Origin of the sequence: Marinobacter sp. S0848L, assembly GCF_023016065.1 — a bacterium.
In the GTDB taxonomy this organism is placed as follows: Bacteria; Pseudomonadota; Gammaproteobacteria; order Pseudomonadales; family Oleiphilaceae; genus Marinobacter.
In genome coordinates, this window is record NZ_JALKAQ010000004.1 from 1 (window position 1) to 12,801 (window position 12,801).

A 12,801-nucleotide genomic window follows, 5' to 3' on the forward strand; every position below is an offset into this window, starting at 1 on the left:
GTACACCTCGCGAATGAATTCACCAGGATGCGGCGGATTATGCATAGTCATTAGTGATAATCCTCATAATCAAGAATGTAGGCGTTGCCGTCCTGAAATTCGAACGTCATGCGCCAATTTCCGTTAACACGAATCGACCACCGCCCTTTGTCTCGCCCCTTCAATGAGTGAAGCCGAAAACCAGGGATATCCATATCATCCACCGAAGTGGCGGTATCCAGCGCTGCCAGCTGCATGCGCAGTTTCTTTTCATGATCGGGCTGTATGCCAGACGTGCTGCCGGTCGAGTAGAACCGCTTCAGTCCTTTGTGACGGAATGATTTAATCATGAGGGAATGCTAGCATGTTGCGCACCGCGCAACAACCAAGCTTAACGCATAGCTAAGCGGCGGCTGAAAGCCGTCCGGTGGACGGCCGAAAGGCCGGGAACGAACTTAAGCGACTTGTTAAAAGGCATCAGGCCCGCCCCCTAAGTTTCTGGAATAGCTTCAGCCAAAAAGACGAGTTGGTTACAAGCCACAACCCAACTGCAAGCTGAAACGCCAGACCCACCGCCCAAAGCAAACTAGAAACTGAGATGTCTGCTGTATTTGGGATAAACCCCAAGGAACGCGGTAGGTAAACGATTGCATCAACAACGAAGTACAAGCCAACCAGTTGAAAAAGCGCCTTCTGAGAATCACTACTTAAGGAACTTTCTGAATCCGTCTGGGCGCGTGAAAGAACAGATTTCGCCGCTTTGTTGATTAAGAATACGGCAACAATACCGATGAGAAGGAAAGATCCAATAAGGCCGATGTAAGCGACTAGGGGCATTTCTTTTCGTTGATACTGCTCGATACTCGAGTAAGCCAGAAAAATGCTCGGTAAATTTAAGACAACCTCAATCAGCAGCCAGATCGAGATAATCCTTAGCGCGATTGCTGTGACTTGCTGTGAGTTCATGCTTTACCTTTTAACGCTGAGCTTAGCGGCGCCACGTCAGTGGCGTCCGGTGGACGGCCCTCCGGGCCGGGAACGTACTACAGCGACTGGTTAGAAGCCGGTTCACCCGATGGTTCCACTCCTACTCCTCAGCTCGCATGCGAACTCCAAAGAAGCCCCGCACTTGCTCCCGATCCGGCACCGATACAAACGACCAGACTACCCGGCGCGCTTGGAACTTTCGGCGAATTGCCCCACAACCTGGGCACCCTGGTGATAACCCGAAATATGCCGATGTTGGCTTCCAAATTGGACGACGAAATTGCTGGCCTTGGCCATAACCGGGAATCAGAAATCACCGCCTAATTTTCCGCCAAGGCCCATGCACTCAACCATCAAAAACCTACCGAAGCCTTGGCTTATAACAGCTAATTATACGAACGCGTTCGTATATCACTCATTCGTATAACTCCACTTGCCCGGGCAATGGAAAGGTTAAATTTATAAATAAATATCATAATCTTACCTGATCCCGCCAAAGCAAAGCTCGGAGCTATACGCCCCCATTCAAGCCACAAACGCTCCAAAACCCGGGCGTATAACTCCCATGGCCATCATTTCGTTTTCAAACTTATCAGAAGGTTAGCAATGTTTTCCGTGAGGTTCACGGAGTTTTGCGAACGCGTTCGTATAATTCCGTGAATTGGGTAGGGGTCGATCTTTTGCGAAGGCGGGTTGCCTAGTGACGCTGCCCCACCGGCACATCATCGCGTGCCGGAGAGGACAGGGCCTGGCAGTTCTATTTAGCCAAGATTTTTCTTCATAAACTTCTGAATCTCACCCACGATACCGCTGCGGAAAGCCAACACGGTGAGCACGAAGATGCCGCCCAGTATCGGGTCTACCCAATCCCGAAGCGGGCCTTGAGCCAACTGGTACTCCACGTTGACCACGAAGGTGGCGCCAACAACCGGGCCGAGCAGCGTACCCATGCCACCCACCAGTGTCATCAGGATGACTTCGCCGGACATGTGCCAGTGAGCGTCGTTCAGGGAGGCGAGCTGGAACACCACCGATTTCATGGAGCCGGCCAGCCCGGCCAGTGCAGCCGAGATCACGAAGGCGAGGATTTTATAGCGATCCACATTGTACCCGAGGGATACCGCGCGCGGCTCGTTCTGTTTGATCGCCTTAAGCACCTGCCCGAAGGGGCTACTGACAATGCGTTGCACCAGCAGATAACAGCCAATGAACACCGCCAGCACGACGTAGTACATGTTCATGTTGTCTTCCAGATCCAGCACCCCGAGTAACTTGCCTCTCGGGATACCGTGCATGCCGTCTTCACCGCCGGTGAAATCCGACTGCACGTAGAAAAAGAACACAAGCTGCGCCAACGCCAATGTAACCATCGCGAAGTAGATGCCCTGTCGGCGGATGGACAGCAATGCGAACGCCGTGCCCATCACGGTGGCCGCCAAGGTGCCGGCGATGATCCCCAACTCGGTGGTCAGGCCCGAGTAGTTACTTAGCAGATAGCCGGTGGTGTATCCCCCGGTGGCCAGGAATGCGGCATGGCCAAACGACAACAAGCCGGTGAACCCGAACAGCAGGTTAAAGGCCACCGCAAACAGCGCGAAGCACAAGATCTTCATCAGAAAGACCGGGTACAGCACGAAAGGCGCAGCCAACAACAGCAACAGCAAGACACCGTTCACCATCATCTTTTTGCGATCCTGGGCTTTTTGTTCCGCAACAATGGCCTTATGGATGTCGGTAGAGTTAACAGAGTTATTCATGGCTATGCCTCCTTACCGAACAGGCCGTTGGGGCGGAACATCAGTACCACAACCATCACAAGGAAGATGACAGCCGAGGATGCAGGCGGGTAGAAGGTTTTGGTTAAGCCTTCAATAACACCCATCAATATGCCGGTGATAATGGCGCCACCTATGGACCCCATGCCACCGATAACCACCACCGCAAATACCACAATGAGTGTATTGGAGCCCATCACCGGCGTTACGGAGTATATCGGCGCGGCAAGTACACCCGCGAAGGCCGCAAGCATCACGCCAAATCCGTAGGTCAGGCTCACCAGAAGCGGTACGTTAATACCAAAGCCCTGCATGAGCTGAGAATCTTCGGTGCCGGCTCTCAGATAGGCGCCAAGTTTGGTTTTTTCGATAACAAACCAGGTTCCGAAGCACACCAGCAAGGCCACCACGATCACCCATGCGCGGTAGTAAGGTAAAAACATGAAGCCTAGGTTCATGCCACCCTTAAACAGATCGGGCATGCTGTAACGCAAGCCCGACACGCCGTAGATGTTGGTTAATACGCCCTGAATAATCAGCGCGACACCAAAGGTCAGGAGCAGGCTGTAGATGTGGTCCTGGCCGGCGATGCGCCGAAGCAGAAAATATTCGATGAGTATGCCGAAGGCACCCACCAGCAAGGGGGCAACGAACAGCGCTACCCAGTAATTAACGCCCATCAGGTCAAACAGGACGACGGTCACCAAGGCACCAAGCATGTACATGGCACCGTGGGCAAAGTTGATAATCTTGAGCAGGCCAAAAATAACTGCGAGGCCAAGGCTCAACAGTGCGTAAAACGCGCCGTTGATAACGCCGATCAATAGCTGGCCGGAAAGCACAGCAAGGGGGACGCCGAAAATCATGGTCATATTGCTTTCTCCACAAGCAGTGCAGGCGTTGTTGTTATTCTGTCTGTCAGTCGGTCATGACCCGGCAAGCCTTTAATAAGGCCTGCCGGGTACCATGAGCTAACTTACATTTTCACCAGTTTGCACTTGCTCTCGGAGAGCGGGCGGTAAGCTTCATCAGCCGGGATGGTCCGCAGAATCTTGTACAGATCCCACTCAGACTTGGATTCCGCCGGTGTCTTCACTTCCGCCAGGTACATGTCGTGCACCATGCGGCCATCAACTCGAATGGTTCCGTTCTTAGCAAACATATCGTTGATGGGGGTATCCATCATTTGTTTACGCACGGTTTGGGCATCGTCGGAGCCAGCTGCCGCCACCGAATTCAGGTAATGCAGTGTGCTGGAATAGATACCTGCGTGAACCATGGTCGGGCGTACACCGGTTTCGTCCATGAAGCGATCAGACCATTCGCGAGTTTCATCGTTCATGTCCCAGTACCAACCGGTTGTCAGCTGGATGCCCTGTGCCGTTTCAGCGCCCAACGCGTGAACGTCGGTCAGGAACAGTAGCAGTGCCGCCAAGGTCTGGCCCGACTGGGTCAAACCAAATTCACTGGCGGTGGTGATGGCGTTGGTGGTGTCCGAACCGGCGTTGGCCAGGCCGACCACATCTGCGCCAGATGCCTGAGCCTGCAGAATGAAGGATGAGAAATCCTGAGTCGGGAATGGATGGCGCACCGCGCCAATCACTTCTCCCCCGTTGGCTTCAACCACTTGTCGGACATCGCTCTCCAACGCCTGACCAAAGGCGTAATCGGCGGTCAGCATGTACCAGGTTTTACCACCTTCTTTGACCACGGCACTGGCGGTACCGTTGGCCAGCGGATAGGTGTCGTACACGTAGTGGATGTGGTTCGGCGTACAGTGTTCGTTGGTGATGCTGGAGGCGGCCGAGCCGGAAATAATGCCCAGCCGGTCGTTCTCTTCCAGAATCTTACTGACGGCGATGGATACCGAGGAGGCCACCATACCGGCAACCATATCCACGTCTTCGTTCTCTACCCAGCGCCTAACGGTGCTTGACGAGGTATCCGGGCTGTTGCGGTCGTCCGCACTCACCACTTCGATTTTGGCGCCGTTTACTTTGCCGCCGAAGTCTTTGATGGCCATCTCCAGCGCTTTCAGGCCGTTCGGGCCAGCCAGATCGCGGTAGGTGCCAGACATATCGGCCAGATAGCCGATCTTTACCGTGTTGTTCGAGATTTCCGCCTGCGCGCCACCCACCATCAAGGTGGATGCAACGGCTGAAGCAAGAAGTTTTTTCATCATTGTCATTGTTATATCTCCGATACTGTCTTGCGTTGTTTCGATTTGTTGTTGCTTTTGTTGCTCTCGATCTTTCCGGGTTCAGACCCCCAGATAGCCATCCAGCACCGACTGCTTGGCAGCGAGTTCGTTGGCGTGAATTTCTTCTACAATCTGGCCATGCTCCATTACGTAATGTCGGTCCGCCAGCGGCGCGGCAAAATGGAAGTTTTGCTCCACCAGAACGATGGTCAGGCCTTTGTTTTTAAGCGCGATTAACACCTCGCCCAGTTTTTCGACGATGACGGGGGCGAGCCCTTCGGTGATTTCGTCCAGCAACAGCATGTTCGCCCCTGTGCGCAGAATTCGCGCCATGGCCAGCATCTGCTGTTCACCACCAGACAGTTTCGTTCCCTGGCTGAACCTGCGTTCATAGAGGTTCGGGAACATGGTGTAAATTTCTTCCAGACTTAACCCGCCACTGCGCACAACTGGTGGCAGCGTCAGGTTCTCCTGCACGCTGAGCGACGCGAAGATGCCCCTGTGTTCAGGACAATACCCCACGCCCAACCGGGCAATGTGATGAGGTGCGCACTGCATGGTTTCCTCACCGTTGATTGAAATGGTGCCAGTGCGGCGCCCGACCATATTCATAATGGCCTTCAGGGTGGTGCTGCGCCCTGCCCCATTGCGGCCAAGCAGTGTTACCAGTTCGCCCCGGTTCACCACCATGTCGATGCCGTGCAGAATGTGCGATTCGCCGTAAAACGCGTGTAACCCTGAAAGGCGCAGTTGTTCGTAGTCGCGATCAGAATGACTCATTGGGCCGCCTCCAGATTGTCGTCTTCGGCACTGGCAACGCCGCGTTCACCACTGCCATCGCTGCCCATATAGACTTCTCTGACTTGTGGGTCTGCGGAAACGGTCTGGTAATCGCCTTCGGTTAAAACGGCACCTTGGGCAAGCACGGTGATCCGGTCACACAACTTGCTCACTACGCTAAGGTTGTGCTCCACCATCAATACGGTGCGGCCTTGGGCGGCCTTACGGACGAGTTCAACAACTCTGTCTACATCTTCGGAACCCATGCCCTGCGTTGGCTCATCCAGCAGCAGAAGCTGCGGCTCCATCGCCAAGGTGGTGGCCAGCTCCAACGCCCTTTTTCGGCCGTAGGCCAGTTCCACGGTCGTGGTGTTGGCGTACTCCGCCAAACCAACCGACTCCAGCAATTCCATGCTGCGTTCGTTGAGTTTGTTCAGAGAATGGCCGCTTTTCCAAAAACTGAAAGACGTACCTTCGGCGGTTTGCAGTGCAACCCGGATATTCTCCAATGCCGTCATGTGCGGAAATACTGCAGAAATCTGGAAGGAACGGATGATGCCCTTGCGGGCAATGGCGGGTGATTTCAACGATGTGATGTCTTCACCCTTGTAGAGAATCTGACCGCGGGTAGGGATCAGGAATTTGGTGAGCAGGTTGAATACCGTGGTCTTACCAGCCCCATTAGGGCCGATCAGAGCATGGATGTCCCCCTGGCGGATCTTCAGGTTGACGTCATTGACGGCAACGAAGCCCTTGAATTCCTTGATCAGGTTGCGGGTCTCGAGAACGTACGGTTCACTCATGAGCCACTTGACCTTTTTATTGTTGTCTTTATGAACTAACCACAGGTTAGATTTACGTGCACGTAAACGTCAAGAACTAATTTTCGTTTTTATTTGGCGGAATCGAATACGTCAGGGTGGAGTGGGCCACCGGTTCTTTCATACCTTCCGAATAGATAAAAACGTCACCAACCGCCATGGTCCGGCCGACCTTTAGCAACGATGCTCTGGCGCGGATAGGCACATGGGCAACCGGTTTTCGCAGGAAGTTAATATTCAGATTAGTCGTTACCGCCAAAGGCACCAGTCCAATTTTGCCTAACAGCGCGGCATACATGGCCACATCCGCCAGCGCCATCATCGCGGGCCCGGAAACCGTGCCACCCGGGCGCAGATGAACCTCGTCCACGTTCAGCACCATCTCCGCCCAGCCATCCCCAAGATCCACCAAAGCGCCGTAAGCGGCGCCTTGGGGAAAATGGTCCACGAGGAAGGCGTTCAGTTCCTCGAAGCTGACTTTCATGCCGATACCTCTTCCTCAGCCCGATTTCTCAGCATAAAGCGCTGAATCTTGCCGCTGGGCGTTTTGGGCAGCTCGTCCACGAACTCGATTTCCCGAGGGAAGGCGTGGGTTGATAAGCGTGTACGCACCAGTTCCTTCAGCTCGTCCTTCAGGCTTTGTTCGTCGGCTGGCTCCTGGCCTGCTTTGATCACCACATAGGCTTTGATGATGGACCCACGCTTTTCATCCGGTTTCGCAACCACGCCGGATTCGGCCACGGCGGCATGTTCCAGCAAGGTGCTTTCTACATCGGCCGGGCCAACCCGGTAACCGGCGGTGGTGATGATGTCATCGTCCCGGCCGCTGAAGGAGAAACTGCCATCGCCATGGCAAACCACCATGTCGCCCGTCAGGTAATACCCATTGGCGAACGGATCTTTTTCACCCCAGGTGTAACCGTCGAAATGGAAGAGTGGCGAGGCTTTGGTATCAACAGCCAGCTGGCCGATTTCACCGGCAGCCACTTCTTCGTATTTGGTGTTCAGCGCAACCACACGATGACCCGGGGAGGCATACCCCATGGCACCGTCTCGCATCGGGTGCTCCATCGCGTGGAAATTACAGCAAGTCATACCGGTTTCGGTCTGACCGTAATGGTCTTTCACCGGGCAGCCAAAACGGCGGTCGATCCAGTTCACTACCTCAGGGTTTAATGGCTCGCCGGCGCTGCTGCACACACGCAAACCAAGCGTTTCTCCTTCCGGCAGAACTTGGTCGTTGGCTTTCAGCAAGCGATAAGCTGTTGGAGCGGCCGCCAGGTTGGTGATCCCGTATTTGCGGATCATGTCGTAGGTGGATTCCGGCGTGAAGGCGTTCGGATTGAAGTGAGTGGTATGGCCCATTAGCAGCGGACCGGTCACGGCGTAGTACAGGCCGTATGCCCAGCCGGGGTCAGCCACGTTCCAGAAGACATCGTCTTCGCGCAGGTCGATGGCGTACTTCATGTACACGTAGAAGGCCAGCAGCGCTTTTGCAGGCACGGCAACGCCTTTGGCTTTACCCACGGTTCCGGAGGTAAACATCTGCAAGAAGGGATCGTTGCCGGTGATCATCACCGGTTCGAATTGATCGGACTGAGCGCTCAGCACTTGTTCGAAATCGGGCACATCGTCGCCGGTTGCCGCTGCGTTGCGGCACAGCACGGGCGGGCAGCCTTTCACATCGCCCAGCTTGGGGTAGTTATCCGGGTCGGTGACCACCAGACGGGTACCGGCTCTTTCCAGCCGATATTCAATTGCACCAGAGCCAAAGGCGGTAAACAGCGGTTGATACACGGCACCCAAACGTAAAGTACCGGCAATGACGATCAACAACTCGGGGCCGCGTGGCAACAAGCCCGCGACGCGGTCGCCTTTGCTGACACCGAGAGACTGAAGATAGTTTGCGAAACGCGCGGAAGCCGCCTTAAGCTCGGCGAACGTGAGCGCTCCATCGCCGCCATCGGTTTTCTCGTAGTAGAGCGCAACCTTTTTCGGGTCGGTGGCCCACTTGTCACAAATTTCGTGGCAGACGTTCAAGCCACTATCCAATCGGCCGTCCAGGACCTCTGCCTCCAGTGCGGCCGCATCGAAGTTGCTGTACACATCATTGTAGTTCGGAAGACTCATCGTCCTCTCCTATTGTTGTTGTGTTCACGTTCACATGCTTCGTACAGATTTAGCACGACGTACATTTTACGTAAAGGTAAACTTTAGGCTAAAAGAAAAGGGCGAAACAAAGCCGCCCTCCCCGAATTACTCTGGCTGAAACAGCCTCAAGATGCTGGAGAAGTCCAGCTCCCCGTTGCCTTGCCCGGCATGCAACTGGAACAAGTTGCGGGCTAAAGATCCCATGGGAATCGATGCCTGATTCGTGACGGCGTTATCAAACGCCAAGCCCAGATCCTTGGCCATCAGATTCACCAGAAAGCCGCCCTCATAGTTACGGGACGCTGGCACGCCTTCCATTACGCCCGGCCAGGGGTTGTAGACGTTCAAGGCCCAGTTACCACCTGAACTCTGCTTCATTACCTCTGACAGAACAGCGGGGTCCAGACCGTTTTTGACACCCAGTGCCAAGGCTTCGCTGGTGCCCGCCATCAGGATGGCCAACAGCATGTTGTTACAGATTTTGGCCACTTGCCCGGCGCCAAATGGCCCGGCGTGGAAGATGTTTTTGCCCATATCTTCGAGAATCGGCTTGGCCTTTTCGAAGGTGTCGGCTTCACCACCACAGATAAAGGTCAAGGTGCCGGCTTTCGCACCACCCACGCCGCCGGAGACGGGCGCATCGATGAACGCCAAGCCTTTGGCGGTTGCCTCTTCGGCGACACTGCGGGCTGTTTCCGGCGCGATGGTTGAAGAATCAATCACCAGCGTGCCTTCGGGTAACGCCGACAGCAGCCCGTCTTCTCCCAGATAAACGGCTTCTACATGCTTGCCTGCGGGCAACATGGTGATGACGCACTCGGCGCCCTCGGCAGCCGCTTTCCCGCTCTCGGCGCTGCTGGCACCTTCGGAAACCAGAGCCTCAACAGCCGAGGCAGACAAATCAAAGACTGTCACCTGATGCCCGGCTTTAACCAGATTGGAGGCCATGGGCGCCCCCATGTTGCCGAGGCCGATAAACGTGATCTTCGCCATAGTGCTTCTCCTTGTTATTGTTGCATGCCGCCGGTGTATTAGCCGGCGTTCAGGCTGAAAAATTCATCAATCCACTGGCTGTCCATCTCCGCCAATGAGGCGTAGCGCCACCGTGGTTGCATATCTTTATCAATCAACAAGGCCCGAATGCCTTCGGCAAACTCACCTTTCTTCAAGCAGTTCTTGGACAACACCAACTCGTTATCCAACACCTGTTTCAAACCATCCAGCTTGCTTCGGTGGTAGTGCCGCCAAGTCAATGCGAGTGACGTTGGCGAGGCTTTTGCCACAGCCTTGACGGTTTTGCCCAGCCAATCGTCACGGCTGCCGAGTTCCTGCAACTGTGCGACGACTTGCTCTAATGAGCCCGCATCGGTTACTTGCTGGATTTCATCAAAGTGCTTGCGAACCGGCGATTCCGGCAATGCCTCGGCGCTTTGTTGTTCAAACTGTTTGAGCACGCCACTGACCACATGATGGTTATCATCGTTCTGCCAACTGACGGCTTTCAGTGCGTCGATCACTTTTGCTTTTCGGTCTTGAGTGATGAACCGATCAGCCATGTTCACAAACAGCGCATCGGCTGCATTCATGCGGGCGCCGGTCAATCCGAGAAACAGTCCGGTTCGCACTGGCATCCGGTTCAGGAACCAGCCGGCACCGATATCCGGATATAAGCCAATGCTGACTTCCGGCATGGCCAACTTGGAGTTTTCTGTCACCACTCGGTGAGAAGCCCCTACCATCAAGCCAATACCGCCACCCATAATGATGCCGTTGCCCCAGCACACGATGGGCTTGGGGAAGGTATGGATCAGGTAATCCAGCTCGTATTCTTCGGTAAAAAACTGCTCACCCTCGCTCAGTTTTCCGGATTCGGTCATGCTCCGGTACAGAGAAACAATATCCCCGCCCGCGCAGAAGGCTTTTTCACCCTCTGCTTCCAACCAAACCGCACGGACACTCGGGTCGTCGGCCCAGCGCTCAAGCTGCGGCGTTAGCAGACGGATCATGTCCATCGACAGCGAGTTGAGGTTGCGCGGCGTGTTCAGCCGGGCCAACGCAATGCGCGCGCCGTCGCTGGTGTTCCACTCTTCAAAGACTATTGGTTGATCGCTCATAACGGCCCCGGTTATTGGTTTTTCCATTCCGGCTTACGTTTCTCGAGAAACGCATTAACGCCTTCTTTTTGGTCTTCGGTATGGAACAGTTCAACAAACAACTCTCGCTCCATGCGCCAACCGTCACTGTGGCTACGGCCATCGCGAGCACTCATCACCAACTGTTTGCAGCGAGCGATAGACGATGGGCTTTGTTTGCAGGCACCTTCGGCCAGCTTCAGAGCTTTTTCCAGTGATTGGCCAGACGGCACAACTTCTTCAACTAATCCAATTTGCTGCGCTTTTTCTGCTGTCACGCGCTCGCCACACAGGATCATGCGCTTGGCCCAGCCTTCACCGACCAACCACGGCAGGTTTTGGGTACCACCGGCACAGGGCAACAGGCCAACACTGGCTTCCGGCAGTGCCATTTGCGCGTGTTCTTCAGCAACACGGATATCGCAGGACAACGCACACTCCAGGCCGCCACCCATGGCATAGCCGTTAATGGCCGCAATAGAAACGCCCCGGAAGCCGGTCAAAGCCGCGAACGCCTCACCAAAGCGTTGAGCCATTTCGTTGGCTTTTGCGCGGTCACCGTCCGCGAAGGTTTTTAGGTCCGCACCGGCGGAGAAGAACTTCTCGCCCTGCCCTGTGACCACCAACGCATAGATGTTCTGGTCGTCGTTCAGCTCTGCGATGGTCTTTTTCAGAGCAACTAACGAATCTACCGTCCAGGTGTTCGCCGGTGGATTGGCAATGGTAAGAATCGCAATGTGGTCGCGTTTTTCGAGTTGGATCAGTTCACTCATGATTGAATCCTTGTGTTATCGATTTGCCCGTTACTGGATGGCTTCGGCCACGCCATCATCCAGCAATCGGCGAGCAATGATCATGCGCATGATTTCATTAGTGCCTTCCAGAATCTGGTGCACTCGCAAATCTCTGACATACCGCTCCAGAGGGTATTCCCGAATATAACCATACCCGCCATGCAACTGCAGCGCCTCGTTGGCCACGTCAAAGCAAGCGTCTGTGGCAAAGCGTTTGGCCATGGCGCAGTGAAGCGTGGCTTCCGGGTCTTTACTGTCCAGTTTGAACGCCCCCAAACGCACCATTTGCCGTGCCGCCACAAGATTAGTGGCCATATCCGCCAGCTTGAACTGCAGCGCCTGAAAGGCCGCCAATGGCTTGCCGAATTGCTGGCGTTCGTGCAGGTAATTACGGGCTCGGAGAAGCGCTGCCTGAGCCCCACCTAGAGAACAGGTAGCAATATTCAAACGACCACCATCCAACCCTTTCATGGCGATGGCAAAACCGTCGCCTTCTTCGCCCACGCGGTTGCTGGCTGGAATGCGAACGTCTTCGAGTGTGACCATTCGGGTAGGCTGACTGTGCCAACCCATTTTTTCTTCATTCTTTCCGTAAGAGACGCCTTCAGCATCCGCCGGAATCACAAAGGTGGATATGCCTTTCGCACCGCTGTCTGCATCGCCTGTTCGGGCCATCAGCACCAGCACATCGGTGTCTCCGGCCCCGGAGATAAACATCTTGCTGCCGTTGATCACATAGCTATCGCCATCGCGAACTGCTTTGGTTCGCAGGTTTGCCGCGTCCGAACCGGCACCCGGTTCGGTCAGACAGTACGATGCCAGCCACTCACCACTCGCCATCTTCGGCACAAACTTTTGTTTCAGCGCGTCATCGGAAAAGCTGGCGACCATCCAGGTGGCCATGTTGTGAATGGTGATAAAGGCGGCCGTGGAAGGGCAAGCCATGGCCAGCTCTTCCACAATCACGGAGGTGTCCATTCGGGACAGCCCCATGCCACCGAGGGCTTCCGGGGTGTAAATCCCCATGAAACCCATCTCGCCCGCTTGTTTCATCACCTCTACCGGGAAGGTGTGGTCCACATCCCACTGCCCCGCGAACGGGGCCATGGTTTTCTCGGCAAAGGCCCGAGCGGCCTCGCGAAACGCCAGCTGGTCTTCCGTCAGGTTGAAATCCATAGCTCG

The 12,801-nt window shown here is 55.0% G+C and carries 13 protein-coding genes; all 13 read right to left on the reverse strand.

Going from position 1 to position 12,801, the window contains the following annotated elements; all coding sequences use genetic code 11:
• Window positions 1–50: 50 nt before the first annotated feature.
• The 13 genes from MWU64_RS06470 to MWU64_RS06530 all read right to left on the reverse strand — a co-directional run bounded on the left by MWU64_RS06470 (window position 51) and on the right by MWU64_RS06530 (window position 12,795).
• Window positions 51–329 carry a type II toxin-antitoxin system RelE/ParE family toxin gene (locus MWU64_RS06470; protein WP_247062703.1) on the reverse strand — a complete coding sequence of 93 codons (279 nt, stop codon included), beginning with the start codon at window positions 327–329 and terminating at the stop codon, window positions 51–53.
• 127 nt (window positions 330–456) lie between these two features.
• The gene (locus MWU64_RS06475) at window positions 457–945 is read right to left on the reverse strand and encodes a hypothetical protein (RefSeq protein WP_247062706.1); all 489 of its coding nucleotides are present in this window, start codon (window positions 943–945) and stop codon (window positions 457–459) included.
• 782 nt (window positions 946–1,727) lie between these two features.
• Window positions 1,728–2,723, reverse strand: coding sequence for a branched-chain amino acid ABC transporter permease (locus MWU64_RS06480; RefSeq protein ID WP_247062707.1), 996 nt, complete (start codon window positions 2,721–2,723; stop codon window positions 1,728–1,730).
• A gap of 2 nt (window positions 2,724–2,725) precedes the next feature.
• Window positions 2,726–3,613, reverse strand: a complete 888-nt coding sequence (locus MWU64_RS06485) for a branched-chain amino acid ABC transporter permease (RefSeq protein ID WP_247062709.1) — start codon at window positions 3,611–3,613, stop codon at window positions 2,726–2,728.
• Between the two features lie 104 nt (window positions 3,614–3,717).
• On the reverse strand, window positions 3,718–4,929 hold the full coding sequence (locus tag MWU64_RS06490; RefSeq protein ID WP_247062711.1) for an ABC transporter substrate-binding protein: 1,212 nt from the start codon (window positions 4,927–4,929) through the stop codon (window positions 3,718–3,720).
• Window positions 4,930–5,001: 72 nt separating this feature from the next.
• A complete protein-coding gene (locus MWU64_RS06495) occupies window positions 5,002–5,721 on the reverse strand; it encodes an ABC transporter ATP-binding protein (RefSeq protein ID WP_247062713.1) in 720 nt (239 codons plus the stop codon).
• Window positions 5,718–6,524, reverse strand: coding sequence for an ABC transporter ATP-binding protein (locus MWU64_RS06500; protein ID WP_247062715.1), 807 nt, complete (start codon window positions 6,522–6,524; stop codon window positions 5,718–5,720). Before MWU64_RS06500 ends, MWU64_RS06495 begins: the two co-directional genes overlap by 4 nt.
• 76 nt (window positions 6,525–6,600) lie before the next feature.
• Window positions 6,601–7,026, reverse strand: a complete 426-nt coding sequence (locus tag MWU64_RS06505; RefSeq protein ID WP_247062717.1) for a PaaI family thioesterase — start codon at window positions 7,024–7,026, stop codon at window positions 6,601–6,603.
• Entirely contained in the window at window positions 7,023–8,672 is a 1,650-nt protein-coding gene (locus tag MWU64_RS06510) for an AMP-binding protein (protein ID WP_247062719.1), read from the reverse strand. Before MWU64_RS06510 ends, MWU64_RS06505 begins: the two co-directional genes overlap by 4 nt.
• Before the next feature lie 126 nt (window positions 8,673–8,798).
• The gene (mmsB, locus tag MWU64_RS06515; protein WP_199007845.1) at window positions 8,799–9,686 is read right to left on the reverse strand and encodes a 3-hydroxyisobutyrate dehydrogenase; all 888 of its coding nucleotides are present in this window, start codon (window positions 9,684–9,686) and stop codon (window positions 8,799–8,801) included.
• 38 nt (window positions 9,687–9,724) lie between these two features.
• Entirely contained in the window at window positions 9,725–10,807 is a 1,083-nt protein-coding gene (locus tag MWU64_RS06520; protein ID WP_247062720.1) for an enoyl-CoA hydratase/isomerase family protein, read from the reverse strand.
• Between the two features lie 11 nt (window positions 10,808–10,818).
• Window positions 10,819–11,598, reverse strand: a complete 780-nt coding sequence (locus tag MWU64_RS06525) for an enoyl-CoA hydratase (protein ID WP_247062722.1) — start codon at window positions 11,596–11,598, stop codon at window positions 10,819–10,821.
• 30 nt (window positions 11,599–11,628) lie between these two features.
• Window positions 11,629–12,795, reverse strand: a complete 1,167-nt coding sequence (locus MWU64_RS06530) for an acyl-CoA dehydrogenase family protein (RefSeq protein ID WP_247062724.1) — start codon at window positions 12,793–12,795, stop codon at window positions 11,629–11,631.
• Window positions 12,796–12,801: the final 6 nt, after the last annotated feature.